The organism is Methylobacterium organophilum, from assembly GCF_022533465.1.
Taxonomy (GTDB): domain Bacteria; phylum Pseudomonadota; class Alphaproteobacteria; order Rhizobiales; family Beijerinckiaceae; genus Methylobacterium; species Methylobacterium organophilum.
This window is the reverse complement of sequence record NZ_CP092848.1, coordinates 1,138,537-1,162,101: the sequence shown is the minus strand read 5'-3', so window position 1 is coordinate 1,162,101 and position 23,565 is coordinate 1,138,537. Positions and strand designations below refer to the sequence as shown.

The 23,565-nt window shown below is 72.4% G+C and carries 24 protein-coding genes; 8 read left to right on the top strand and 16 right to left on the bottom strand.

Annotated features, from left to right (window positions below):
* Positions 1-111: 111 nt before the first annotated feature.
* Positions 112-1,533, top strand: a complete 1,422-nt coding sequence (pyk, locus tag MMB17_RS05320; protein WP_241101335.1) for a pyruvate kinase — start codon at positions 112-114, stop codon at positions 1,531-1,533.
* A 10-nt stretch (positions 1,534-1,543) separates the two neighbouring features.
* Here pyk and MMB17_RS05315 read toward each other — a convergent pair whose 3' ends face one another.
* The gene (locus tag MMB17_RS05315; protein WP_241101334.1) at positions 1,544-2,725 is read right to left on the bottom strand and encodes a DNA topoisomerase IB; all 1,182 of its coding nucleotides are present in this window, start codon (positions 2,723-2,725) and stop codon (positions 1,544-1,546) included.
* A gap of 64 nt (positions 2,726-2,789) precedes the next feature.
* Positions 2,790-3,221 (bottom strand): GNAT family acetyltransferase, encoded by a 432-nt coding sequence (locus MMB17_RS05310; RefSeq protein WP_241101333.1) that lies wholly within the window; start codon positions 3,219-3,221, stop codon positions 2,790-2,792.
* A gap of 48 nt (positions 3,222-3,269) precedes the next feature.
* On the opposite strand from MMB17_RS05310, the gene MMB17_RS05305 reads away from it, so the two are divergent.
* The 4 genes from MMB17_RS05305 to MMB17_RS05290 all read left to right on the top strand — a co-directional run bounded on the left by MMB17_RS05305 (position 3,270) and on the right by MMB17_RS05290 (position 8,052).
* Positions 3,270-4,457 carry a glycosyltransferase gene (locus MMB17_RS05305; RefSeq protein WP_241101332.1) on the top strand — a complete coding sequence of 396 codons (1,188 nt, stop codon included), beginning with the start codon at positions 3,270-3,272 and terminating at the stop codon, positions 4,455-4,457.
* Positions 4,454-5,119, top strand: a complete 666-nt coding sequence (locus MMB17_RS05300) for a class I SAM-dependent methyltransferase (protein WP_241101331.1) — start codon at positions 4,454-4,456, stop codon at positions 5,117-5,119. The genes MMB17_RS05305 and MMB17_RS05300 overlap by 4 nt, the downstream gene beginning before the upstream one ends.
* A 183-nt stretch (positions 5,120-5,302) precedes the next feature.
* A complete protein-coding gene (locus MMB17_RS05295) occupies positions 5,303-7,705 on the top strand; it encodes a caspase family protein (protein ID WP_241101330.1) in 2,403 nt (800 codons plus the stop codon).
* Positions 7,624-8,052 carry a hypothetical protein gene (locus MMB17_RS05290; RefSeq protein WP_241101329.1) on the top strand — a complete coding sequence of 143 codons (429 nt, stop codon included), beginning with the start codon at positions 7,624-7,626 and terminating at the stop codon, positions 8,050-8,052. Before MMB17_RS05295 ends, MMB17_RS05290 begins: the two co-directional genes overlap by 82 nt.
* 73 nt (positions 8,053-8,125) lie before the next feature.
* Here the strand turns inward: MMB17_RS05290 and MMB17_RS05285 are convergent, their stop codons facing one another.
* The 3 genes from MMB17_RS05285 to MMB17_RS05275 form a co-directional block, all read right to left on the bottom strand.
* Entirely contained in the window at positions 8,126-8,407 is a 282-nt protein-coding gene (locus MMB17_RS05285; RefSeq protein ID WP_241101328.1) for a hypothetical protein, read from the bottom strand.
* Positions 8,408-8,528: 121 nt separating this feature from the next.
* The gene (locus MMB17_RS05280) at positions 8,529-9,467 is read right to left on the bottom strand and encodes an EcsC family protein (RefSeq protein WP_241101327.1); all 939 of its coding nucleotides are present in this window, start codon (positions 9,465-9,467) and stop codon (positions 8,529-8,531) included.
* On the bottom strand, positions 9,464-10,882 hold the full coding sequence (locus MMB17_RS05275; RefSeq protein WP_241101326.1) for an AmpG family muropeptide MFS transporter: 1,419 nt from the start codon (positions 10,880-10,882) through the stop codon (positions 9,464-9,466). Before MMB17_RS05275 ends, MMB17_RS05280 begins: the two co-directional genes overlap by 4 nt.
* 433 nt (positions 10,883-11,315) lie before the next feature.
* Between MMB17_RS05275 and MMB17_RS05270 the strand changes: the two genes are divergently transcribed.
* Both MMB17_RS05270 and MMB17_RS05265 read left to right on the top strand, forming a co-directional pair.
* On the top strand, positions 11,316-12,332 hold the full coding sequence (locus MMB17_RS05270) for a histidine kinase dimerization/phosphoacceptor domain -containing protein (RefSeq protein WP_241102122.1): 1,017 nt from the start codon (positions 11,316-11,318) through the stop codon (positions 12,330-12,332).
* Positions 12,333-12,420: 88 nt separating this feature from the next.
* The gene (locus tag MMB17_RS05265; protein WP_238313694.1) at positions 12,421-12,900 is read left to right on the top strand and encodes a response regulator; all 480 of its coding nucleotides are present in this window, start codon (positions 12,421-12,423) and stop codon (positions 12,898-12,900) included.
* 9 nt (positions 12,901-12,909) lie between these two features.
* On the opposite strand, the gene MMB17_RS05260 is transcribed toward MMB17_RS05265, so the two are convergent.
* Genes MMB17_RS05260 through MMB17_RS05250 form a run of 3 tightly spaced genes read right to left on the bottom strand, consistent with a single transcriptional unit; the run spans position 12,910 to position 16,045 of the window.
* Entirely contained in the window at positions 12,910-13,746 is an 837-nt protein-coding gene (locus MMB17_RS05260; protein ID WP_241101325.1) for an ABC transporter ATP-binding protein, read from the bottom strand.
* Positions 13,743-14,597: an ABC transporter permease gene (locus MMB17_RS05255; protein WP_241101324.1), complete on the bottom strand. Its 855-nt coding sequence runs from the start codon at positions 14,595-14,597 to the stop codon at positions 13,743-13,745. Before MMB17_RS05255 ends, MMB17_RS05260 begins: the two co-directional genes overlap by 4 nt.
* The gene (locus MMB17_RS05250; protein WP_241101323.1) at positions 14,594-16,045 is read right to left on the bottom strand and encodes an ABC transporter substrate-binding protein; all 1,452 of its coding nucleotides are present in this window, start codon (positions 16,043-16,045) and stop codon (positions 14,594-14,596) included. The genes MMB17_RS05255 and MMB17_RS05250 overlap by 4 nt, the downstream gene beginning before the upstream one ends.
* Positions 16,046-16,355: 310 nt before the next feature.
* Here MMB17_RS05250 and MMB17_RS05245 point away from each other — a divergent pair, with 310 nt between their 5' ends.
* Positions 16,356-17,120, top strand: coding sequence for a Crp/Fnr family transcriptional regulator (locus tag MMB17_RS05245; RefSeq protein ID WP_241101322.1), 765 nt, complete (start codon positions 16,356-16,358; stop codon positions 17,118-17,120).
* A gap of 10 nt (positions 17,121-17,130) precedes the next feature.
* Here MMB17_RS05245 and MMB17_RS05240 read toward each other — a convergent pair whose 3' ends face one another.
* The 8 genes from MMB17_RS05240 to MMB17_RS05205 all read right to left on the bottom strand — a co-directional run bounded on the left by MMB17_RS05240 (position 17,131) and on the right by MMB17_RS05205 (position 23,354).
* Positions 17,131-17,454 (bottom strand): hypothetical protein, encoded by a 324-nt coding sequence (locus tag MMB17_RS05240; protein ID WP_241101321.1) that lies wholly within the window; start codon positions 17,452-17,454, stop codon positions 17,131-17,133.
* Complete coding sequence (locus tag MMB17_RS05235) at positions 17,451-17,624, bottom strand: hypothetical protein (protein ID WP_238313705.1); 174 nt, start codon at positions 17,622-17,624, stop codon at positions 17,451-17,453. The genes MMB17_RS05240 and MMB17_RS05235 overlap by 4 nt, the downstream gene beginning before the upstream one ends.
* Positions 17,625-17,865: 241 nt before the next feature.
* Entirely contained in the window at positions 17,866-18,537 is a 672-nt protein-coding gene (locus tag MMB17_RS05230) for a M15 family metallopeptidase (protein WP_241101320.1), read from the bottom strand.
* The gene (locus MMB17_RS05225) at positions 18,537-18,971 is read right to left on the bottom strand and encodes an EamA family transporter (protein WP_238313708.1); all 435 of its coding nucleotides are present in this window, start codon (positions 18,969-18,971) and stop codon (positions 18,537-18,539) included. The genes MMB17_RS05230 and MMB17_RS05225 overlap by 1 nt, the downstream gene beginning before the upstream one ends.
* 23 nt (positions 18,972-18,994) lie before the next feature.
* The gene (gene crcB, locus MMB17_RS05220; RefSeq protein WP_241101319.1) at positions 18,995-19,363 is read right to left on the bottom strand and encodes a fluoride efflux transporter CrcB; all 369 of its coding nucleotides are present in this window, start codon (positions 19,361-19,363) and stop codon (positions 18,995-18,997) included.
* A gap of 193 nt (positions 19,364-19,556) precedes the next feature.
* A complete protein-coding gene (locus MMB17_RS05215; protein ID WP_241101318.1) occupies positions 19,557-21,812 on the bottom strand; it encodes a xanthine dehydrogenase family protein molybdopterin-binding subunit in 2,256 nt (751 codons plus the stop codon).
* A 13-nt stretch (positions 21,813-21,825) separates the two neighbouring features.
* Positions 21,826-22,833: an FAD binding domain-containing protein gene (locus MMB17_RS05210; protein ID WP_238313714.1), complete on the bottom strand. Its 1,008-nt coding sequence runs from the start codon at positions 22,831-22,833 to the stop codon at positions 21,826-21,828.
* A complete protein-coding gene (locus tag MMB17_RS05205; protein ID WP_238313716.1) occupies positions 22,830-23,354 on the bottom strand; it encodes a (2Fe-2S)-binding protein in 525 nt (174 codons plus the stop codon). The genes MMB17_RS05210 and MMB17_RS05205 overlap by 4 nt, the downstream gene beginning before the upstream one ends.
* Positions 23,355-23,565: the final 211 nt, after the last annotated feature.

Below are 23,565 nucleotides of genomic sequence, written 5' to 3'. Positions count from 1 at the left end.
GAACGATGTCTAGAGAATCTCCGTCCGCGCCGCATCCGTTCCGGTTGTCGCGGCGGCCCTTCTGAGCGCGGCGCATTCTGCTAGAAGGGCCGCCCGGGCCAGGAGGACACCATGCGTCGTCACCGCCACGCCAAGATCGTCGCCACCGTCGGGCCGGCGACCTCCTCGCCCGAGACGCTCAAGGCGCTGTGCCTGGCGGGGGTCGACACCTTCCGCCTGAATTTCAGCCACGGCGTCCAGGCCGACCATGCCCGGGTGCATGCCGCGATCCGCGCCCTGGAGGAGGAGGTCGGCCGGCCCATCGCCATCCTGCAGGACCTGCAGGGGCCGAAGATCCGCGTCGGCACCCTGCGGGACGGGCGGCTCGACGTGGTGCCCGGCCAGGGCCTGCGCTTCGTGCTCCGGGGGGCCGAGGGCGATGCCCGCGCGATCCCCCTGCCGCATCCCGAGATCTTCGCCGCGGTGGTGCCCGGCCAGGAATTGCTGATCGACGACGGCCGCGTGCGGGTGCGGGTGACCGGGATCGAGACCGAGGCCCTGGAGGCGGAGGTCGTGATCGGCGGCGCCATCTCCAACCGCAAGGGCGTGAACCTGCCGGGCACGCTCCTCGACCTGTCGCCCTTGACGGAGAAGGACCGGGCCGACCTCGCCTTCGGCCTGGAGCTCGGCGTCGACTGGGTGGCGCTCTCCTTCGTGCAGAAGCCCGCCGACCTGATCGAGGCCCGCGGCCTGATCGGGGACCGGGCCGGCATCATGACCAAGATCGAGAAGCCCCAGGCGCTGGAGCGCATCGACGACATCGTCCGCCTCTCGGACGCGGTGATGGTGGCCCGCGGCGATCTCGGGGTGGAGATCCCGCACGAGGACGTGCCGGGCCGGCAGAAGGAGCTGATCCGCGCCTGCCGGCTGGCGGTGAAGCCGGTGGTGGTGGCGACCCAGATGCTCGATTCGATGGTGGCGGCCCCGACGCCCACCCGGGCGGAGGCCTCCGACGTCGCCACCGCGATCTACGATGGCGCCGACGCGGTGATGCTGTCGGCGGAATCCGCCACCGGGCGCTATCCCGTCGAGGCGGTCACGATGATGGACCGCATCATCCGCTCCGTGGAGGGGCACAAGCTCTACCGCTCCCTGATCGCGGCCTCCGAGCCGGGCGAGGAGGAGACGCCGCCCCATGCGGTCGCGACCGCCACGGCGCAGCTGGCCGAGGCCGTCCACGCCTCGGCGATCGTCGCCTATACCCTGAGCGGGACCACGGCGGCCCGCATCGCCCGCAAGCGCCCGTCCGTGCCGATCCTGGCCCTGACGCCGGATCTCGACACCTCGCGCCGCCTGAGCCTGCTCTGGGGCACCCACAGCGTCCGCTCGGACGAGGTCGGCACCTACGAGGCGATGGTGGAGAACGCGCTCATCCATGCGGCGGAGGAGGGCTTCGCCGCCGCCAACGACGTCGTCGTGGTCGCCGCCGGCATCCCCTTCGCGGTGCCCGGCAACACCAACAACATCCGCATCGCCCAGATCCCGGCCACCTGAGAGGACCCGTTCAGGCCGCGCACCGGCTGCCGCCGCTGGCCCGGGTGGTGCCGGTCCGCCTGGCGGCGCTGCGCTTGCCGGCGGCCGGCTTCTTCGCCGCCTTCACCGCGGCCTTGGCCTCCTGCGCGAGCCGCGTCCGCAGGAGGCCGAGCACGGCCGCCTCCTCCGGCTTGAGCGCGTAGAGGCCGTTGGCGAGCTCGTCCTCCACCGCCTCCTTCACCTGGAACAGCAGGGCGCCCTCCAGGTAGCAGTCGAGGATCTCCGGGTGCACGTAGCACTTGCGGCAGATCGTCGGCGTGTTGCCGAGGCGGCTCGCCACCGCCTCGATCGCGGTGCGCAGGTTGCTCTTGGCCTTGGCCTGGCTGTCGAAGGCCTCGAATTCCCGCAGGGCCAGGGCCGCGAGCACGGTGCCCGCCCAGGTGCGGAAATCCTTGGCGGTGATGTCCTCGCCGGTGATCGCGCGCAGGTAGTCGTTGACGTCCGAGGAGGTGACGTCCCGGCGCTCGCCGTCGTCGTCGAGATACTGGAACAGCTCCTGGCCCGGCAGGTCCTGGCAGGCCTTCACGATCCGGGCGACGCGCCGGTCGCGCAGGGACAGGTTCCATGCCTTGCCGCTCTTGCCCTTGAAGCGGAAGCGGATCTCCGAGCCCTCGATCGTCACATGCGGGTCGCGCAGGGTGGTCAGCCCGTAGCTCCGGTTCGAACGGGCATAGTCGTCGTTGCCGACGCGGATCAGCGTGCTCTCCAGCAGGTGGACCACCGTCGCGAGCACCTTCTCCCGGCACAATCCGCGCTTGCGCATGTCGGCGTCGATGCGGGCGCGGATGCCGGGCAGGGCCTCGGCGAAGGCCATCATCCGCCCGAACTTGGTGGCTTCCCGGGCCTGCCGGAACTCGGGGTGATACCGGTACTGCTTGCGGCCCTTGGCGTCGCGCCCCGTCGCCTGGATGTGGCCGTTGGCGCTGGGGCAGATCCAGACGTCGGTATAGGCCGGCGGGATGGCCAGCGAACGGATGCGGGCGAGCACCTTGGCGTCGCGCACCGGCGCCCCCCGGGCGTCGAGATAGCGGAAGCCCTTGCCGCTCTTGCGCCGGGTCAGGCCCGGCTTGCCGTCGTCGACGTAGCGCAGCCCCGCCTCGGCCGCGGCTTCGCGCAGATCGCCCGGCCCGCCCTCGTTCGTCTCGGCCGCCATGGCCTGCTCCTCCACCTTCGTGGAATCGAGAACCGGAAGCGGGGCTCCGGTGTTCCGAAGGTGGCTACGGCACCAGCCAGCGCTCCAGGACGAGGCGGGGCGCCTCCTCCCAGCCGACCTTGGCGTAGAAGGCGCGCACCGCCGCGTTGGTCGGGCGCACCATCAGCATGGCCTTGCGCACCTGCCGGTCGCGCAGCCAGGCTTCCGCCGCCCGCACCATCGCCCGGCCGAAGCCGCGCCCGCGGCAGGCGGGATCGACGGCGACGTAGTAGAGCCAGCCGCGATGCCCGTCATGGCCGACCATGACGCTCGCCGCGATGCGGCCGTCCGGCAGGACGCCGAGCAGCACGTCCGAGCCCGGCTTGCCCCTGGCGAGGTCGATATCGGTGTCGGGGTCGTTGTAGGGCACGGTGAGGCGGCAGGCTGCCCAGAGCGCCTTCACCGCCGCCCGGTCCGCGTCCGCGAGGGGGCGGATCGCCAAGCTCGCCTCGTCCATCTCTCGTCCGTCTCCCTCGGGCGCCGGCGCCATGCTACAGGCCGCCCGATGGCCTCCTCCTTCCCCGACGCGCCGGCCGACGGCAAGTCTCCCGACGGCAAGAGTTTCGCCGGCAAGTCCCTGGTCTTCGTGGTCACCGAGGACTGGTTCTTCGCCTCGCACTTCCTGCCCATGGCCCGGGCCGCGGTGGCGATGGGCCTCTCCGTCGCCGTGGTGACGCGGGTGCGCGCGCACCGCGCCGCCCTCGAGGCGACGGGCGCCCGGGTGGTGGAGCTCGAGGCCGAGCGCTCCAGCCTCAACCCGATGGCGGCGGGCTACGCGGCGGGCCAGCTCTCCGCGATCCTGAAGGCGCTGAAGGCCGATCTCGTCCATTGCATCGCCCTGCGTGGCATCCTGGTCGGCGGCACGGCGGCGGCGATGGCGGGCATCGACCGGCGCGTCTACGCCCTGACCGGGCTCGGGCTGATGGGCGCGCGGGACGACCGCACCGGCCGTCTCGCCCGCCTCGGCCTGAAGGGCCTGATCCGGGGGCCGCTCGCCGGCCGCCGCACCCGCTACCTGTTCGAGAACCCGGACGATGCCCGCGCCCTCGGCCTCGACCCGGCCGATATCGCGGTGACCCTCGTCGGCGGCGCCGGGGTCGATCCGGACCTGTTCGCCCCCGCGCCCCTGCCGCCGGTCCCGCCCCTGCGGGTGGCGATCGTCGCGCGCATGCTCTGGTCGAAGGGCATCGACGTGGCGGTGGAGGCCCTGCGGCGGGCCCGGGCGGAGGGCGTCCCGGTCGAGCTCTCCCTCTACGGCGCCCCCGATGCCTCGAACCGCCGGGCCATCCCCGAGGCGACCCTGCGGGACTGGAGCCGCGACGGCGTGACCTGGCACGGGCCGACCCGGGACGTCGCCGCCGTCCACGCCGCCCATCACGCCGCCTGCCTGCCCTCCCGCGGCGGCGAAGGCCTGCCGCGCAGCCTGCTGGAGGCGGCCGCCTGCGGCCGCGCCCTGATCACCACCGACGTGCCCGGCTGCCGCGCCCTCGTGCGCGACGGTGTCGAAGGCCTCGTCGTGCCCCCCGGCGATGCCGGGGCGCTCGCCGCCGCCTTCCGCCGGCTGGCCGCCGCGCCGGAGGAGGTCGCCTGCCTCGGCCAGGCCGCCCGCGACCGGATCCTCACCGGCGGCTACACCGAGGCGGCCGTCGCCCGGGCCGTGACCGGGCTCTATGCGGAGCTTCTCGCCTCGTGATTCCGGCCAGGGACCGCACCGCCTTCATCCGCGCACAGACCCGGCTGCGACCGGTGCCGCATGCGCCGGAGATCGCCCTGCACGTCGCCGACGAGGCGACGCGTCTGTGGGAGAAGACCGAGGAGGAATTGGAGGCGATCGGCCTGCCGCCGCCCTTCTGGGCCTTCGCCTGGGCCGGCGGCCAGGCGCTCGCCCGCTACGTCCTCGACCATCCCGAGACGGTGGCGGGCCGGCGCGTGGTCGATTTCGCCTCCGGTTCCGGGCTGGTGGCCATCGCCGCGGCCCGGGCCGGCGCCGCGCATGTGCTCGCCAGCGACCTCGACCCCTTCGCCCTGCACGCGATTCCCCTCAACGCCGCCGCCAACGGCGTGGCCGACCGGATCGAGGCCGTCGCCACCGACCTGATCGGCCGTGGCCGCGCCGCCCTCGGCGCCGAGACCGTGCTCGCCGCCGACATCTGCTACGAGCGCGACCTCGCCGCCCGGGTCACGGTCTGGCTCGAAGGGCTCCAGGGGGAGGGCGTCGCCGTGCTGCTGGGCGATCCCGGCCGCGCCTACCTGCCGAAGAATCGGCTCGAGGCGCTGGCGACCTATGAAGTGCCCGTGACGCGGGCGCTGGAAGATGCCGAAATCAAACGGTCGAGCGTCTGGCGTTTCCGCTGAGTCGGCGGGGCGCGGGCAAGTATTCCGCCCGGCCTGTCCGGTCGTCGGATCATGCGGAGCGCGGCTCTGATCTCGAATTCGTGAGGAGCCGCGCGGGCGCATTCAGTTTGCGTTCAACGGAAGGGTCCTGCAATGCCCCCCGCTTCGGCTCTGCCGCCGAACACGTCGAGGGGGAAACGCGCCATGCGCATCATCCTGCGCCCGTTCCTGGCCCTGCTGGCCGCCCTGGCGCTCGTCCTGCCCGCGCTCGCAGGGCCCGCCGCCGCGGGGAGCGAGAAGCGCATCGCCCTCGTCATCGGCAATGCGGAGTACCAGGCCGGCGCGCTCGCCACCCCCGCCAACGATGCCGGCCTGATCGCGCAGACCTTGCAGGCGGCGGGCTTCGACGTGGTCGGCGCCCGCGACCTCGACGAGGAATCCCTGCGCCGGGCCCTGCGCGACTTCACCGACAAGGCCGCCGCCTCGGGGCCGGACACGGTCGCCTTCCTCTACCTCTCGGGCTACGGCCTGCAGCTCTCCGGCGAGAACTACTTCGCCCCAGTCGACGCGCAGATCCCCAGCGCCGCGGACGTGCCCTCGCGGGCCCTGCGCCTCTCGGACTACACGCGGCGCCTCGCGGCGATCCCGCTCAAGGCCCGGTTCGTGGTGCTCGACGCCGCTCGCACGGCGCCCTTCGCCAAGACCGGCGACCCCCTCGCCGGCGGCCTCGCCCTGACGGAGGCCGAGCCCGGCGCGCTCATCGCCTTCAACGCCGCCCCGGGCACGGTCGGCCCGCCGGAGAACGGGCCCTACGGCGCCTATGCCCAGGCCCTGGTCGAGATGATCCGCGAGGGCGGCCTGCAGCCCAACGCCCTGTTCGAGCGGGTGCGCCTGCGGGTGAGCGAGACCACCAAGGGCGCCGAGATGCCCTGGCATTCCGCCCGCATCGACGCGCCCTTCGTCTTCCTGGAGCGCGCCCCCAACGCGCCGCCGGTGGCCGAGCCGCAGCAGGTCTCGGCCCTGCGGTCGCGCCCGATCCGCGAGATCGGCGCCAAGGACGCCTATGCCGTCTGCCTGGAGCGCGACACCCTGGAGGGCTACCAGGATTTCATCGCCGCCTATCCGCACGACGCCCTGGCCAAGCGCGTGCGCGCCCTCGTGGCCGCACGCCGCGAGGCGGTGACCTGGCGGCGGACCTACGTGGCCGACACGCCGGATGCCTACTGGTCCTATCTGAGCCGCTATCCCCGCGGGCCGCATGCCTGGGACGCGCGGCGCCGCCTGCGCGAGCTCGCCGTCGCCCTGGAGCCGCCGCCGCGCTTCGCGATGATCGCCTACGACGTGCCGCCGCCCCCGCCGGAGGAGGTGGTCTATGTCGAGCGCCCGGCGCTCTATCTCGACGATCCGGTCTACGACTTCGCGCCGCCCCCGCCGCCGCCGGCCGTGTTCCTGCCGCCGCCGCCGGCCTACATCGTCGATCTGGCACCGCCGCCCCCGCCCGTCGCCTATTACGCCCTGCCGGTGCCCGCCTTCACCCCGGTGCCGGACTACGTGAGCGCGCCGGCCTACGTCGCGGCCCCGCCGAACAACGTGATCTACGAGAACATCCACAACACCACGGTCATCAACACGATCAACGAACGCAACGCCGAGATCGCCCGCAACCCGGGCTCCGCAGCCGCGATCGGTGCCGGGGCGGTCGCGGGGGCGGCCCTGGGGGCCGCGGCGGCCCACGTCGCCCTGCCGCCGGCCGTGGCGCAGAAGGCGGCCCTGCGCGGGCCGATGCCGGCCGGTCCCGGTCAGAATCCAGCCCTGGCGCCCAACCTTGCCCCGAATGTCGCCCCCGGCCAGCCGGGGCAGGGCCTGCGCGGTCCGGCCCTGCCCAACGGCCAGCCGCTCCCGGCCCAGGCCGGGCGCCCCCGCGCGATGCCCGGCGCCGTCCCCGGCCAGCCGGGCGCCGTGCCGCCGGGCCAGAACCCCGCCGCGCAGAATCCCGGCCTTCGTCCGGCCATCGGCCAGCCCCTGCCGGGCACGAACGGGCAGCCCCTGCCTGGTCAGGCCACCCGCCCGGGCCAGCCGCAACAGGCCGGCCAGCCCAACCCGGCGGATCCGCGGGCGGCCAACGCGCCCGGAAGGGCCCTGCCGGGCATGAACGGCCAGCCGCTTCCGGCTCAGGCGGGTCGCCCCGGTGTCGCGCCCGGCCCGAACCCGGCGGGCGCCCCGCAGCAGGCCGGCCCGCCAAACGCCGCCGAGAGGGCCGCCACCGCCCCGGCCGGCCCCTGCCCGGCGCGAACGGTCAGCCGCTCCCGGCCCAGGCCGGGCCGGGCCGCGGGCCGCAGCCGGCCGAGCGGCCTTCGGCGCCGCCCGCCGTGGCGGGCCGCCCCGCTTTGCCGCCCGGCCCGAACCCGGCCGCCGGGCGCGAGGCCCCGCAGCAGGCGCTCCAGGCGCAGAGGGCTCAGCAGGCCGAGGCCGCCGCCCAGCGGGCGCAGGCGGCGCAGCAGCAGGCCGCCCAACGGCAGCAGCAGATGCAGGCCCAGCGCCAGGCGCAGCAGGCCCAGGCCGCGGCGCAGCGCCAGCAGGCCCAAGCCGCGCAGCGCCAGCAGATGATGCAGCAACAGGCGGCCCAGCGGGCGCAGCAGATGCAGGCGCAGCGTCAGGCCCAGCAGGCCCAGGCCGCCCAGCGTCAGCAGATGATGCAGCAGCAGGCCGCCCAGCGGGCACAGCAGATGCAGGCGCAGCGTCAGGCCCAGCAGGCCCAGGCCGCGGCGCAGCGCCAGCAGGCTCAAGCCGCCCAGCGCCAGCAGATGATGCAGGCCCAGGCGGCTCAGCGGGCGCAGCAGGCCCAGGCCGCCGCCATGCGGCAGCAGCAGATGATGCAGGCGCGCCAGGCCCCGCCGCCGCGGGCTGCCCCGGCCCCCCATGGCGGCTGCCATCCGGGCCAGCCCTGCCGCTGAGGCGGGCCGCCGCAGATCCCGGCGGCCCCACTCGGGGCGGCCGGGTGCGGTCAGGGGCCCGGTCGGTCGAGGGTCAGCGCTTGGCGACCTGCTTGGGCGCTTTCGGCTTCTCGGTCGAGGCGCCGGAGATCAGCTTGGCGAGATGCTGCTGGTCGAGGCCCTGCATGATCGAGGCCGCCGGGGCCGTCGCGGCGGCTTCCAGCTTGCGGGGCGCGATCGACCCCGTCGCGGCGGGGTCGTGGATCTTCGCCGTCGCGGTGGGTTCGCGCTGAACCCGCATCGCCCAATGGGCGGCGGTGGAGAGGGCTGCGATCGCCAGGATCGCCTTGATGCCACTCGTGAGAATGCGCCGCATGGCCGGGCCTGAACTTACGCGAGAGAACGCGGCCGGTTTCGCGGCCTGCCGGTAACATCGCGCAAGATCGTGAACGAAGCCGTAGCGAAGGCTTGACTGTGCCGTGCCGGAATGGCGCGAATCACCCGATCCCGAAGGCGTCCTTCTCCGCCGCGTAGGCCTGCCGGATCGCCTCCTTGCCGTAGCTGCGCTCCAGGCGGCGCACGGTGAAATGCGCCCGCGCCATCGACTGGAAATGGTCCATGAAGGCGGTGTTGACCGCTGCGCCGCCCACGGCGCCGATCAGCGGTACGGCCTGGGCTGCCACCTTCTGCGAGACGACGAGGCCGAAGCGCGCCGCGATCTGCGCGGAGAAGCGCATCAGCGCCGGGGCGCCGGCATCGAGCAGGGAGCGGTGCGCGGCGTAACGCGCGGCCTCCGACATGGTCTTGGCCAGGGCCGCGCGCACGGCGAAGTAGCCGCTGTCGGCGAGCGCCGTCTCGGCGCCGTTGCGGCCGCCCAGCGCGAAGACCTGGACGCAGGCGAGCGCGCCCTCGGGATCGCTCAGATCCTCGCCCTCCTCGCGGGCGATCTCGGCGATGGAGCGCAGCATCAGGGTGGTGGAGAGGGGCAGCTCGACGGCGAGGCTCGGCAGGCCGAAGGCGCCGCCCACGGCGCCGGACAGGGCGGCGAAGACCTTGTGGCGGGCATCGCTCGACCCGAGCAGGCGGGAGAGCCGGCTCGCCGTCTCCGCGGAGACGGTCTCGACCGCGGTGCCGGCGCCTTCGCCGGTCGCCTTCACGGTCCGGTCGGGCAGGGTGGCGAGGGCGATGCGCAGGGCCGTGCGCATGGCGCCCTCGGTGGAGCGGGCGACCGCCTCGGTGACCGGGCCGGGCAGGGCGCGGCCGATCATCTCCAGGGGCGCGCCCGCGGCGGCGGAGAGGCGGGCGGCGAGGCCCGGCCGTTCCAGGGCGGCGACCGCCCGGCGCAGGGCGGCGAGGTCCTCGGCCGTCAGGGGCGGCGGGACGGGGGTTCCGGTCGGGACGGGGAGGATCTCGCCGGACAGGGCAATCTCGTTCACGTCTGCGCTCTCATCGGTGACGCGGAAACTTCGACCGAAGCAAGCTCGGGACCGCCCGGTGGGTTCCTCTTCGGATCCGGCACGGGGGCCTCCGGGGCCTCCGCCGCGGCGGAGGCCAGGTTCGTGCGCCGGCCGACGGCGAAGCACAGGGCCACGACCGGGATACCGACCGCTGCCGTCATCGCGAAGAAGACCGGGAAGCCGAAGGCCCCGACCACGAAGCCGGAGGTGCCGGCGATGAGCTTGCCGGGCAAGGCGTAGAGCGAGGAGAACAGGGCGTATTGCGTGGCCGCATGCCCCGGCGTGGTCAGGCTCGACATGTAGGCGATCAGCACGATGCCGGCGAAGGACCCGCAGAAATTCTCGATGGAGATGGCGATGACGAGCCGCCAGATCTCGGCCCCGCCCAGCGCCAGCCAGGCGAGGGAGAGATGCGAGGCGGCCGCCACGAAGGCGCCGATCAGCAGGCTCGGGAACATGCCGAGCCGGTTCAGGGCCCAGCCCCCGGCGAAGCCCCCGGCGATGCCGACCCAGATGCCGTAGACCTTGGTGACGGTGGCGATCTCGTTCTTGGTGAAGCCGAGGCTGATGTAGAGCGGCCCGGCGAGCACCCCGGAGAGGAAGTCCGGCAGGCGGAACAGGGCGACGAGCAGCAGCACGCCCCAGAGAGCGTGGCCCATGCGGCCATAGAGGGCCGTCAGGGGCTCCAGCACGGCGTCGCGGAAGTTCCAGGTCGGCCGGGGGGCGGGGGCGGCGCCTTCCGTTCCCGGCGCGGGGTCGCGGCGGGGCTCCAGCAACGCGGCGGCGAGCCCGACGCTCATGAAGACCGCCATGGTCAGATAGGCCACCTTCCAGCTCGTGGCGCTGGCGATGTAGAGCGCCCCGGCCCCGGCCAGGATCAGGCCGAGGCGGTAGCCGAGATTGGAGGTGGCGGCCATCACGCCCTGCAGGTCGGTGCCGGCGGCGTCGATGCGCCAGCCGTCGATCACCACGTCCTGCGTCGCCGCGCAGAAGGCGACGAGCAGGGCGCCGAAGGCCAGGAAGGCGAGGTGCTCGACCGGGTCCGCGAAGGCCATCAGGGAGAGGCAGGCGGCGACCGCGATCTGCGTCACGACCATCCAGGCCCGGCGCCGGCCGAGGCGGTCGGCGAGCCAGGGCACGTCGAGGCGGTCGATCAGGGGCGCCCACAGGAACTTCAGGGAATAGGGCAGGGCCACGTAGCTCAGGAGCCCGATCGCCCGGATGTCGATCTTGGAATCGGCGAGCCGCAGGGTGAAGGTGCCGAGCACCAGCAGCAGCGGCAGGCCCGACGAGAAGCCGAGCGCCAGCATGCGCAGGATGCGCGGATCCTCAACCACGTCGCGCAGGCGGAACTTGCGCACCGCCGGGGCCGCTGGGGCGGGGGTGACGGCCATCAACCGAACTCCTGAACGTCGGAGGAGCTTGTCCCCCAGGATCGTGGCATCCTTGCGCCGACGCCGCGTCGCGGCGGGCCGAAACGTCTCATAGACGGCAAGTCTGGAGAAAGCCTAAGCCGTCTTTCGGGCGCGGCCCCGGTCGCCGGGGGGCGGGACCGGGCGTCCCGGACGGCCTTGCAAGGAACAACGGCCTCGGCCCCGGGTTGGCGTTGCCGAGACCAAGTGGACGAAACGCTCGATCCGAGCGGAGGGCTCCCGGCCACCGGATCCGGGAATGCCCTCGCTCAACGACAACGGTGTACGTCGCGGCGCGCGGATGACGGGGAAACGGGACAACGATTCCGATGAGAACAAGGTCGACGCCGTACCGCCTTCGGCACCGGTGAGCCTCGGCGCCTTCGCGGCGGCCTTCGAGGCCAGCCCGACGCCCATGGTCGTGACCGACCCGCGCCAGGCCGACAACCCCATCGTCTGGGCCAACGAAGCCTTTCTGGCGCTCACCGGCTACGGCCGGGCCGAGCTCTACGGCCGCAATTGCCGCGTCCTGCAGGGGCCGGATTCCGACCCGGCGGTGATCGCGGCCATGCGCGCGGCGGTGGCGGAGGAGAAATCCGTCGAGTGCGAGCTCTTCAACGTGCGCAAGGACGGCGCCCGCTTCTGGAACGGGATGACGATCAGCCCCGTGCGCGACCCCGACGGCACGGTCCGCTACTTCTTCTCGGCCCAGGCCGACATGACCGACAAGCACCGCCTGGAGGAGGCGCTGAAGCGGGCGAACGACGAGCTGGAGCGCCAGGTCGTCGAGCGCACCGCCGCCCTGCAAGCGGCCCTGGAGCAGAAGACGGCTCTGCTCCACGAGGTCGACCACCGGGTCAAGAACAACCTCCAGGTCATCTCCTCGCTGATGCTCCTGAAGGCCCGGCGCACGCCGGAGGGCGAGGCCCGGGAGGCCCTGCAGGCCATGGCCGAGCGCATCGGCGCCCTCTCGACCGCCCACCGGATGCTCTACTCCGCCGGCAACGTCTCCCGCTTCGACTTCCAGGAATTCACCGCGGAGTTCCTCTCCGACGTCGCGGCCGGGCTCGATCCGGAGCGGACCACGATCCGGTCGGAGATCGAGCCCGTCGGCACCACCGCCGCCATGGCCGCCCCGCTCGCCCTGATGCTGCACGAATTGACCGCCAACGCCCTGCGCCACGCCTTCCCGGGCGACCGCGAGGGCCTGGTCAGCATCCGGGCGCGGCAGGGTGCGGAGGGGATGCAGCTCGTGGTCGAGGATGACGGCGTCGGGCTGGCGCAGGCGCCCGCCAACCCGGCCGGCTTCGGCCGCAACCTCGTCGAGATGGTGGTGCGCCAGCTGCGCGGACACGTGCTCTGGAGCGATGCCGCGCCAGGAACACGTGTAGAAATCACGATTCCGATGAATGCCCGGGATGGCCTGAACTGAGTGTATCGGTATAGCTTCAGGTCGAACACAAGAAAACGAGGGTCCCGGTCACGGAACGAGGCCCCGCCTCGGAGGAAAGGCATCCGCCATGTCCCAGGAGACGTCCGGATCCGGCCTGCGGATTCTCGTCGTCGAGGACGAGGCCCTGATCGCGCTCGAACTGGAAAGCCTTCTCGAAGATCTCGGGCACATCCCGGTCGGCGTGGCCACGAATTCGCAAGAAGCCATCGCGCTGGGCCGCGACACGACACCCGATCTCGCCCTGGTCGACATTCATCTCGTCGACGGCCCGACCGGGGTGGAGGTGGCCCGCGCCCTGAGCGCCGACCCGCGCATCCTGGTGCTGTTCATGACCGCCAACGCCAAGCGCATCCCGGACGACTTCGCCGGCGCCCTCGGCGTGATCCCGAAGCCCTATTCCGAGCGCTGCGTGGCGAGCGCGCTGGCCTATGTCGCCGCGTGCCGGGCCGGCGCCACGCCCTCCCGGGACACCATCGACGGCTTCAGCCTCGCGCCGCTCGCCGCCGAGGCCTGCGGCCGGGCCGCCTGGGGCGAGCCGCGCCACTGAGGGTCCCCGTCACGCCCCCGCCCGGCGATCCGGCATGCCGATCGGGCTCAGCCGGGAGAGGGGCAGGCCCGGTCCCTGGTGGAGCAGGGCGAGGCAATGCTGCTTGATCCGGGTGAAGCCCGGGTCGGTGATCAGGCCCCGGGCCCGCGGGCGGGGAAAGTCCAGGGCGATGTCGTCGAGGAGGCGGCCGGGCCGGGGCGTCATCACGAGGAGGCGGTCGCCGAGGAACAGGGCCTCGTCGATGTCGTGCGTGACGAAGAGGATGGTGGTGCGGTGCCGCGCCCAGACTTCGAGGAGCAGTTCCTGCATGGTCAGGCGCGTCTGCGCGTCGAGCGCCCCGAAGGGCTCGTCCATCAGCAGCACCCGCGGGCGGTTGACGAGGGCGCGGGCGATCTCGACCCGCTGCTGCATGCCCCCGGACAGCTCCGCCGGGTAGCGCCCGGCGAAATCGGACAGGCCGACCTGCGCCAGGATCTCCCCGGCGCGCTCCAGGCGCTCGCGCCGGCCGATTCCCTTCATCTTCAGGCCGAAGGCGACGTTGTCGACGACGCTCAGCCAGGGGAACAGGGTGTGCTGCTGGAAGACGATGCCCCGGTCCGGATGCGGCCCGGCGATCGCCTCGCCGTCGAGGCTGACCCGGCCGCGGCGCAGGGCGAGATGCCCGGCCACCGCCCCGAGCAGGGTCGATTTCCCGCAGCCGGACGGCCCGAGGATGCAGACGAATTGCCGGGCCGGCACGTCGAGATGGATGTCCTCGACCACGTCGAAGGCCGCCGCCCCCCGGCCGAGCCGGATCGCGCCGCCCTCCAGGGTCACGCGGCCCCCGGCCGCCACGCCCGCGCTCATCGCTGCCCTCCCGCGCCGACCCAGGGCGTCGCCCAGGCGCCGAGCGTCCGCACGATCAGGCTCGAACCCATCCCGAGCAGGCCGATCAGCAGCATGCCGACGACGATGTCGTCGTAGTTCTGCAAGGTGTAGGATTCCCAGGTGAAGTAGCCGATGCCGTACTGGCCGGAGATCATCTCCGCGGTCACGAGGCAGAACCAGGCCGTGCCCATGCCGATGGCCGCCCCCGTGACGATGCTCGGGGCGGCGCCGGGCAGGATCACCTCCCGCAGGATCGCGGCATCCCCCGCGCCGAGGCTGCGCGCGGCGGCCACCAGCCGCGGATGCACGCCCTCCACCCCGTGCAGGGTGTTGAGCAGGATCGGGAAGAGCGCCCCCGTGAAGGTGATGAAGGCCATCGAGAGCTCGGAGGAGGGGAACATCAGGATCGCCAGGGGGATCCAGGCCACCGCGGGGATCGGGCGCAGCACCTCGAGCGGCGGCATCAGCAGGTCGTGGGCGAGGCGCGAGCGGCCCACGGCGAGGCCGAGCCCCACCCCGATCGCCAGAGCCGCCACGAAGCCGGAGAGCACCCGGGCGAGGCTCGCCCCGAGATGGGCGCCGAGCGCCGGCGCATGGAGAAGCGCCCAGGCGGCCTGCGCCGCCTGGAGGGGCGTCGGCACGTTGCGGAAGCTGACGAAGCCGAGGTCGAGCTTCGCATGCGCCGCCGCGTGCCAGGCGGCGAGGCTGAGGCCGAGGGCGAGGCCGCGCAGGGCGAGCCGCCCCAAAGGCCAGCGCTGCGGCAGGGGCAGCCGGAGCCTGCGCCCGGCCGCCCGCGGGGGCGCGGGCGCGTCCAGGGCCGAGGCGCTCATCGGGCGCTGAGCTTGGCGAGGCCGGCCCGGGCGGCGGCGAAGTCGAGCACGTCCCCGCCCTTGGCTTGCGCGAAGGCCTCCGCGTCCGCCTTGAGCAGGAAGGCGCTCAGGTGCTTCCCGGCGTCGCGCACGTACCAGGCCTGGGTGGCGAACAGCTTGATGCCGGTGCCCCGGTCCTGGGCGTAGACGACGCGGGCCTGGCCGCCCTCCTTCTCCAGGGCGGCGAGGGCCGCGAAGGCGCCCTCCGGCGAGGCGTAGTGGCGGACCTTCGGCTCCCCGCGCACCCAGATCTGGGCGACGCGGGCGAAGTCGGTGATCGGCGCCCCGGTCGCCGCATCCGTGGCGACGAGGGGGGCGGGGGCGTAGTCCCTGAGGCGGGCCTCGTAGTCGATCCCGGCCTGTTTGGCGGCCGCGCGGATGAAGCGGTCGTCGACGAAGCGGTCGAGGTCGATGTCGGAATCGGCCTTCTTCAGGAGTTTCAGCGTCTCGAAGGAGGTCTTCACCGCCTGCCGGTATTCGGGCTTCCAGGTCAGGTCCCGGGTCTGCAGGCCGAGGGGGCCGTGGAACAGGTAGGCGACCTCGGCCTCGATGCCGGTCACCTTCTCGATCAGCTCGGAATAGGTTTCCGGCTCGGCGGCGATCAGGCGGTCCGCCTCGATCGCCGCGCGCAGATAGGCCTCGACGATCTCGGGATACGTGTCGGCGTAATCGGCGTCGACCAGAGCGCCGTGGAAGGTCGGGGCGTCGGCCTGGGCGCCGTCGTAGATCTTGCGGGCGAAGCCGCGCCAGGGGAACAGCTCGGCGAAGGGCACGAAATCGGCATGCGCCTCGATCTTGTTGGCGAGCAGCGCCGAGCCCGCCACCTCCGGGGCCTGGGTGATGATGGTGACGTCGCGGCCCGGCTCCCAGCCCTGCGCCTTCACCGCCCGCAGCAGCAGCCCGTGCGCGGTCGAGGCGAAGGGCACCGAGATGGTCTTGCCCTTGAGGTCGGCGAGCGCCTGCACGGGGGAGTCCTTGGGCACCACGATGCCGTTGCCGCTGCCCTTCACGCTGCCCGAGAGCACGGAGAGGAACAGGCTGCGCCGCCCGGCCTTGGCGAAGGCGTAGCCGTTGAGCGAGCCGGGGAAGTCGGCCATGGCGCCGAGATCGAGCTTGCCCGCGACCATCTCGTTGGTGAGCGGCGCGCCGCTGGTGAAGTTGCGCCACTGGATGTCGTAGGTCGCGTCCTTGTACTTGCCCGTGTGCGGCAGGAACTTTTCCAGGAGCTTCAGCTCGCGGATCAGCAGGCCGCCGGTGGCGCAGTTGATGGTGGTGTCCTGCGTGCCGACCGCGACGCGGATCGTCTCGGCCGCGGCCGTGCCGGCCGTGGCGCCGAAGACGGTGGCCGAGAGGAGGAGGGCGGCGAGCGGCCGGGCGAGAGGGCGGCGGGCGGGGCGGAAGGCGGTCACGGGCGGGCTCCGTCGGGCAGGATGCGCCGGGCGGCCCGGGAAGGTGCGCGGCGACGGGCCCATCTAGCGGCCTCGTGCTGCGCTGCGGCGAGCAATTAATTTCATCGCCTCATGAAGACTGCGGTCTTTCGCGGCTGTTCTTGGATGAGCGGAAAGAAAATCTCCAAAAAATCTTCCCTTTGGGAAAATCTCGCCGTCGAGATCTTCAATTTGGAATTGCTCGCGGCGGCGTCCGATCGATAATCCCCCCCTCACAGCGCGCTCGGCCGCCTTCGCCGGTGGCCGCGCCCCGGAAGAGGCCATCCGCACTATGTCCGCAGCGATGCTCGCCCTGTCCGAACCGCACCGCCCGGCGCCGCTGATCGCCAGCGCGCTGTTCCTGAGCGAGACGATCGAGGGGCTCGACGACGGCGCCGGCTTCCTCGACCGGCTCACGCCCGCGGAGGCGGCGCGGGTACGCGCCGCCGGCCGCAGCCTGACGCTCCCGGCCGGCCGCAGCGTGTTCGCGCAGGGCGAGGCGCATGAGGGCATCTTCCTGATCGAGGAGGGCCGCGTGCGGGTGTTCTATTCCGGCCCCTCCGGCCGGCAGGTGACCCTCGCCTACTGGACGCCGGGCCATTTCATCGGCGGCCCCAGCATTTCCGGCGGCGGCTGCCACCAATGGTCGGGGGTGGCGATCGAGCCGGTGCGGGTCACGGTGCTCTCCAGCGCGACCCTGCGCAGCCTGATCCGCCAGATGCCGAACTTCGCCCTCTGCCTGATCGAGGCGCTGGAGGCCAAGGGCCGCTGCTACACGGCCATGGCGCAGATGCTCGGCACCCGCTCGGTGATCGAGCGGCTGGCCCAGCTGCTCCTCAATCTCGGCGACCTCTACGGCACGGAGGAGGACGGCGCGGTGGTGATCCACCGCCGCATCACCCATGACGAGCTCGCCGCCCTGGTCGGCTCGACCCGGCAATGGGTGACGATGATGCTCAAGCGCTTCCAGCGGGAGGGCATCGTCGCGATCGACAAGGCGCATATCCGCCTGACCCGCCCCGCCCGCCTGCACGAGATCGTGCTGACGGAGGGCTAGACGGGGGCCGTCAGGCGCGGCCGGCGGGCTCCATCTCGGCCAGGGTCCGGCCCGGCGGCTGCAGCAGGGCGGCGGCGAGCATCGCCTCCAGCACGATCAGGTCGGAATCGGGCTCCGGCCGCCAGCCGCAATCGCAGCCGCCGGGGCCATGCGCGGCCGCCGCCTGCCGGTAGAGCGCGCCCACCGTCCGCGCCGCCGTCTCGAGCCCCGCCATCACCGGCATGGGCTGGTCCTGCATCGCCTGCCAGAAGGCGCGCATGAGCGCGCGTTCGAGGCAGCCCTGCGCCTGCCGCTCCACGGCCTCGCGCCGCTCCTCGCTCACACCTGCGCTCACGCCCGTTCGTCCTCGCTCTCGGTCCCGCCCTGGGGCCGGCGGCTGCCGCCCCGCTCGCCCTCGGTCAGGCCCAGCAGGTCGCCGAAGGCCGAGAGGTGGAGGCCCAGGGCCGAGCCGTCCCACCAGGCGATCCGCGTGTAGTGCCGGATCGCGTCGAGGGTGCGTGCCATCCGTCTCTCCGCTTCTGTTCTCCCGCCCCTGACAGGGTAAGCCCGGGGCGATCGATAGGTTTCGTTGCGGGAGAATCTTTGAGCAATCGCCGGAATATTTGCAAGTTACGGGCAAAACATTAGAAATGATACAAGGCGAGAGTTGCTCTCGAAATCTGTCTCGCCTGAACTGGAATAATTCAAGGCGCAAGACAAATTCCACACAGAGCCATGGCGTTGCCTCGGCTTCTGCGCGCGGGCCTCAGCGGATCGGCCGGTCGAAGGCCGTGTGGGGAAAAGGCTCGCCGCGCAGGGTGAAGTGCCACCATTCCTGCGGATAGGGGGCGAAACCGGCCCGAATCATCGCCGTCCGCAGCCGGGCGCGGTGGGCCGCCTGGGGGAGGGTGAGGGCCTTGTTCCCCTCGCCGGAGGCGGGGCCGAAGAAGTCGAAGGGCGTGCCCATGTCGATCTCGCGGCCCTCGGCCCGGGTCACGAGGGTGAGGTCGACGGTCGAGCCGCGGGAATGCGCGGAGTTCCCGGCGATGTAGCCGAGGCGGAACAGGTCGGCCTTGTCGATCTCCGGATAGAACTCGGCCTTCATGCGGGCCTCGGCGGGGTCGCGGGCCCAGGCCACGAAATCGGCCACCGCCCGGGTCGGCCGGTAGCAGTCGAACACCTTCAGGCCGAGCCCCTCGCGGGCCAGATCCGCCTGGGCGCGGGCGAGCGCCGCCGTGGCCGCGCGGGTGAGCAGGCAGCGCGGCGCCGCGTAGCCGGCGATGGGCCGCCCGACGAAGTTGTGCGCGCCGGCATAGCGCATCTCCACGACGAGGCCGGGCACCCGCGCCCCGGCATCGACGAAGGGATCCTCCGCCGTGGCCGGTCCGGCCGCGAGCAGGGCGGGGGCCAGCAGGGCGGCCAGGCGGGGGGCTCCCATCAGCGCCAGGCCACCAGCAGGGCCCCGGCGGTGATGAGGCCGATGCCGAGCCAGTTGGTCGCCGAGAGCCGCTCCCCGAGGAAGAGCACGCCGAACAAGGCGACCAGCACGACGCTGAGCTTGTCGAGGGGCGCGACCTTGGCCGCGTCGCCGAGGGAGAGGGCGCGGAAGTAGCAGAGCCAGGAGGCGCCGGTGGCGAGCCCCGACAGGACGAGGAGCAGGGCGCTGCGCCCCGGGATCCGGCCGAGGCCCTGGGCCTGGCCCGCCAGCAGCATGATCGCGCCGGTGAGCGCCAGGATCACGAGGGTGCGCAGGAAGGTCGCCGTCTCGGAGGCGATGCCCTCCACCCCGGCCTTGGCCAGCACCGCGGTCAGCGCCGCGAAGGCCGCCGAGAGCAGCGCCCAGAGGCGCCAGGACTGGAGCGGATCGGCCATCCTCGGTTCCCCTCGGCTCCCTGTCAGAGGATCTGCCGCATCACGTAGAGCCCGAGGGCGAGGCCGCCGATGCCGGCGATCAGGGAGCCGAGCACATAGGCCGCCGCGGCCGCGCTCTCGCCGCGCTCGAACAGGGTGAAGGCTTCCAGCGAGAAGGTCGAGAAGGTGGTGAAGCCGCCCAGAATCCCGGTGGCGAGGAACAGCCGCGCCTGCAGGCTGCCGCCGCGCAGGGCGAACCAGCCGGTCACCAGCCCCATGGCGATCGAGCCGGAGACGTTGATGGCGAGCGTGCCCCAGGGGAAGCTCGATCCGAGCCGCACGGCGAGCATGTTGACCCCGTGGCGCATCACGCCGCCGAGGCCGGCACCGAGGAAGACGAGGAGAGCCGCCATGCAGCTGGATCCGGCGCGAGGAAACCCGAGCGCCGCGATACGCCGCCCGGGGCGGGTGGGGCAACGACGATGTGGGGCGGATCGCAGCCGCAGCTCTCCGCGGGTGCCGGGCGAAGCACCTTTCCCCGCCCTCTGGGCGAGGGGGACCGCGCGAAGCGGTCCGATCGCGCCTGCGGGGAAGGCGCCGGGGCCCTCAGGTCAGCAGCTTGTCGAGGGTGATCGGCAGGGCGCGGATGCGCGTGCCCGTGGCGTGGTGGACGGCGTTGGCGATGGCCGCGGCCACGCCCACGATGCCGATCTCGCCGAGCCCCTTCACGCCGAGCGGATTGGCCTTGTCCTCCTCGTCGACGAAGATCACCTCGATGTCGTGGATGTCGGCATTCACCGGCACGTGATACTCGCCGAGATTGTGGTTCATGAAGCGGCCGAGGCGGTGGTCGAGCATCGATTCCTCGTGCAGCGCCGAGCCGATGCCCATCACGATCCCGCCCTTGATCTGGCTGGCCGCCGTCTTCGGGTTGAGGATCTTGCCCGCGGCGATGGCCGAGACCACGCGGGTGACCCGGACCACGCCGAGCTCCTCGTCGACCTTCACCTCGGCGAAGACGGCCGAGTGGGTATAGGCCTCGTACTGCGCCTTGAAGTCGGAATCCGGCCCGGCCGATTCCGTGGCCTCCAGCCTGTCGGTGCCGGTGGCGGCGAGCACCTCGGTCAGGGCGAGCCCGCGGGCGGCATCCTCCGCGAGCTGGATCCGGCCGCCGGTGAACACGACCCGCTCGAAATCCGCATTGGCGAGCGGCGAGCCCTCCAGGCCCCGGGCGAGCCTGAAGACCTGCTCGGCCACGTTGCGGGCGGCCTTCATCACCGCGGTGCCGGAGGAGGCGGCGGTCCAGGAGCCGCCGGCCACGGGGGCCTCGGGCAGGCTGGTGTCGCCGAGCTTGGTCGTGACATGCTCGAAGGGCACGCCGAGCCCGTCCGCCGCGATCTGGGTGAGGATGGTGTAGGTGCCGGTGCCGATGTCGCCGGTGGAGTTGCCGACCTCGACCCGCCCGTCGGCGGTGAGCGCCACCCGGGCGCTCGATTGTTGCATCATCGATTCCCAGATGCCGCAGGCCATGCCCCAGCCGACGCGCTCGCGGCCGTCCTTCATGGAGCGGACCTGCGGGTCGCGCTTGTCCCAGCCGAAGCGCGCGGCGCCCTGCTCGAAGCAGCTCTTCAGGGCCTTGGAGCCGAAGGGCTTGCCCTCGGTCGGGTCCTCGTCGGTGTAGTTGACGAGGCGCAGGGCGATCGGGTCCTGGCCGGTGGCGTAGGCCAGCTCGTCCATGGCGGATTCGATGGCGTAGACGCCGGAGACGGCGCCGGGCGCGCGCATGTCGCCCGGGGTCGGGGTGTCGAGCTTGACCAGCTTGTAGGTCAGTTCGACGTTGTCGCACTTGTAGAGCACGCCCGACCAGTTGACGACGACCTCCTGGTAATCCTCGTAGGTCGAGGTGCCCTGCACGGCACCGTGCCTGAGCGCCTGCAGCGCGCCGTCCTTCGCCGCGCCGAGCCCGATGGACTGCACCGCCTGCGAGCGGAAGGTGAAGCTCCACATCTGGTCGCGGGCCAGCGTCACCCGCACGGAGCGGTTCAGGTCCTGGGCCGCGAGCATGGCCAGGAAGAGCTGGTATTGCGGGCGCAGGGCGGAGCCGAAGCCGCCGCCGAGATAGGGGTTGAGGCAGCGCACCTGCTCCGGCTTCAGGCCGAAGACGTTGGTCAGGTAGAGCTGCGTGTTCGCCACCCCCTGGATCTTGTCGTAGACGGTGTAGGTGCCGTCCTTCTCCACCACCACGGTCGAGGCGTGGGGCTCCATCGGGTTGTGGTGCTCGTCGGCCAGGCGGTAGCTCTGCTCAACCCGGATCTCGGCTCCCTCCAGGGCCTTGCGCGCATCGCCCCAGGGCTCCGGCGGCGGCTTGATGCCCTCGCGCTCCACCGGCGGGACATAGGCGTCTCCGCTCAGTGCATCGAGATCGGTGCGGGGCGTGTCGGTGTCGTAGGCGACGCGGACCAGCGAGGCGGCGTAGCGCGCCGTCTCGAAATCCTCCGCCAGCACCAGGGCGACGGGCTGGCCCGAGAACAGGATCGTCTCGTCGTAGAGGGCGCGGAAGGGCGCGCCCGGGGGCGCCACCATGTCCTGATAGGCATCCGCCTGCCCCGGCACGGCGGGGCGGTTCTCGTGGGTCAGGACCTTGAGCACACCGGGCACGGCCTCGGCCTGCGACGCGTCGATGCCGGTGATCCGGCCCCGGGCGATGCGGCTCGACACGACATAGCCGTGCACGAGATCGGGGGCGGCGAATTCGCCGGAATACTTGGCGAGGCCGGTGACCTTGGCGGGGCCGTCGACGCGGCTGATCGCGCTGCCGACGAAGCGGTCCTTGCCGGCACCGCTGCTGAGCTGGGTGGCCATCGTCGGGCTCTCCTTACTGGATGCGCTTGTCGGACTGCGATTGCGGGGTGCCCGCGGCGGCCTGCTCCAGCCCGCGCACGATCGCCCGCCGGGCCAGCTCGACCTTGAAGCCGTTCTCGGACTGGGGCCTGGCCTCCGACACGATCCGGTCGGCGGCCTTCCGGAAGCTCTCGCGGGTGGCGGGCGCGCCTTCGAGCAGCGCCTCCGCCTCGCGGTTGCGCCAGGGCTTGTGGGCGACGCCGCCCAGCGCCAGCCGGGCGGTCCGGATCGTCCCGCCGTCGAGTTCGAGGGCGGCGGCGACCGAGACCAGGGCGAAGGCGTAGGAGAGCCGGTCGCGCAGCTTCAGGTAGGTGTGGTGCGGGCCGAAGTCCCGGGCCGGCAGGTCGATCGAGAGGATCATCTCGCCGGGCTTCAGGTTGGTGTCCTTCTCCGGCGTGTCGCCGGGCAGGCGGTGGAACTCCGCGAAGGGGATGGCGCGCTCGCCCTCCGGGCCGGTGACGTTGACGGTGGCCTCCAGGGCCGCGAGCGCCACGCACATGTCGGAGGGGTGGGTGGCGATGCAGTGCGGGCTCGTCCCGAAGATCGCATGGATGCGGTTCACCCCGCCGATGGCCGGGCAGCCGGAGCCGGGCTCCCGTTTGTTGCAGGGCGTGCCCTCGTCGTAAAAGTAGTAGCAGCGGGTCCGCTGCAGCAGGTTGCCGCCGGTGGAGGCGGCGTTGCGCAACTGGGCCGAGGCCCCGGCCAGGATCGCGCTCGACAGCAGCGGGTAGCGGGCGCGGACGCGGTCGTCATAGGCCAGCGTCGCATTGGTCACGAGGGCGCCGATGCGCAGGCCGCCCGCATGCGCCTCGATGTCCGTCAGGGGCAGCCGGGTGATGTCGACGAGCCGCTCCGGCTTCTCGACATTGTACTTCATCAGGTCGAGGAGGTTGGTGCCCCCCGCGATCAGGCGGCCGCCCGCACCGAGGGCCTGCACGGCTTCCGCGACCGTGCCCGCGCGGACGTAATCGAAGCGGTTCATCGGGCGCCTCCCTGCTGCATCACCTCTTCGATGGCGTCGACGATGTGGGTGTAGGCGCCGCAGCGGCAGAGGTTGCCGCTCATCGCCTCGCGGATCTCGTCCCGGCTCTTGGCATGGCCCTCGTTCATCAGGCCGACGGAGGAGCAGAGCTGGCCCGGGGTGCAGTAGCCGCACTGGAAGGCGTCGTGCTCGATGAAGGCTTCCTGGATCGGGTGCAGGGTGTTGGTGCCCGCCTTGTGGGCCAGGGCCGCGAGGCCCTCCACAGTGGTGATCTCGGCGCCGTCCTTCATCACCGCCAGTGTCAGGCAGGCATTCACGCGCACGCCGTTCACCAGCACGGTGCAGGCGCCGCACTGGCCGTGGTCGCAGCCCTTCTTGGTGCCGGTGAGGTCGAGGCGCTCGCGCAGCAGGTCGAGGAGCGTGACCCAGGGGGCGACGGCGATGCGCCGGCTCTGCCCGTTGATGGTCAGGGTGATGTCGACGGTGCCGGGGGCTCCGGGCGAGCCGCTGTCGATGAGCATGGCGGGGATCCGATGCGTGAGGGACAGTGTCCGCCGGGCGGACGTTGCGCGGAGGACGAAACGCTGCCGTCCGCAGCTTTGCGTCGATAACCGCTCCAAACTGGCGCCGTTCCATGCGGCGGCGTGCCCGGGACGGGGCGGCCGGGGTTCCGCCCCGGGCCGCCCTCGGCTAACGCTGAGGGCACGACCCGCTTCCCAGGGAACCCGAAGG

Coding starts and splice junctions, on each gene's coding strand:
- MMB17_RS05210 (WP_238313714.1), bottom strand. CDS start 22,833: ATGAACCGCTTCGATTACGTCCGCGCGGGCACGGTCGCGGAAGCCGTG.
- MMB17_RS05305 (WP_241101332.1), top strand. CDS start 3,270: ATGGCCTCCTCCTTCCCCGACGCGCCGGCCGACGGCAAGTCTCCCGAC.
- MMB17_RS05230 (WP_241101320.1), bottom strand. CDS start 18,537: ATGGGAGCCCCCCGCCTGGCCGCCCTGCTGGCCCCCGCCCTGCTCGCG.
- MMB17_RS05265 (WP_238313694.1), top strand. CDS start 12,421: ATGTCCCAGGAGACGTCCGGATCCGGCCTGCGGATTCTCGTCGTCGAG.
- MMB17_RS05315 (WP_241101334.1), bottom strand. CDS start 2,725: ATGGCGGCCGAGACGAACGAGGGCGGGCCGGGCGATCTGCGCGAAGCC.
- MMB17_RS05260 (WP_241101325.1), bottom strand. CDS start 13,746: ATGAGCGCGGGCGTGGCGGCCGGGGGCCGCGTGACCCTGGAGGGCGGC.
- MMB17_RS05275 (WP_241101326.1), bottom strand. CDS start 10,882: ATGGCCGTCACCCCCGCCCCAGCGGCCCCGGCGGTGCGCAAGTTCCGC.
- MMB17_RS05285 (WP_241101328.1), bottom strand. CDS start 8,407: ATGCGGCGCATTCTCACGAGTGGCATCAAGGCGATCCTGGCGATCGCA.
- MMB17_RS05270 (WP_241102122.1), top strand. CDS start 11,316: ATGGTCGTGACCGACCCGCGCCAGGCCGACAACCCCATCGTCTGGGCC.
- MMB17_RS05215 (WP_241101318.1), bottom strand. CDS start 21,812: ATGGCCACCCAGCTCAGCAGCGGTGCCGGCAAGGACCGCTTCGTCGGC.
- MMB17_RS05290 (WP_241101329.1), top strand. CDS start 7,624: ATGCAGGCCCAGCGCCAGGCGCAGCAGGCCCAGGCCGCGGCGCAGCGC.
- MMB17_RS05235 (WP_238313705.1), bottom strand. CDS start 17,624: ATGGCACGCACCCTCGACGCGATCCGGCACTACACGCGGATCGCCTGG.
- crcB (WP_241101319.1), bottom strand. CDS start 19,363: ATGGCGGCTCTCCTCGTCTTCCTCGGTGCCGGCCTCGGCGGCGTGATG.
- MMB17_RS05245 (WP_241101322.1), top strand. CDS start 16,356: ATGTCCGCAGCGATGCTCGCCCTGTCCGAACCGCACCGCCCGGCGCCG.
- pyk (WP_241101335.1), top strand. CDS start 112: ATGCGTCGTCACCGCCACGCCAAGATCGTCGCCACCGTCGGGCCGGCG.
- MMB17_RS05225 (WP_238313708.1), bottom strand. CDS start 18,971: ATGGCCGATCCGCTCCAGTCCTGGCGCCTCTGGGCGCTGCTCTCGGCG.
- MMB17_RS05295 (WP_241101330.1), top strand. CDS start 5,303: ATGCGCATCATCCTGCGCCCGTTCCTGGCCCTGCTGGCCGCCCTGGCG.
- MMB17_RS05205 (WP_238313716.1), bottom strand. CDS start 23,354: ATGCTCATCGACAGCGGCTCGCCCGGAGCCCCCGGCACCGTCGACATC.
- MMB17_RS05255 (WP_241101324.1), bottom strand. CDS start 14,597: ATGAGCGCCTCGGCCCTGGACGCGCCCGCGCCCCCGCGGGCGGCCGGG.
- MMB17_RS05310 (WP_241101333.1), bottom strand. CDS start 3,221: ATGGACGAGGCGAGCTTGGCGATCCGCCCCCTCGCGGACGCGGACCGG.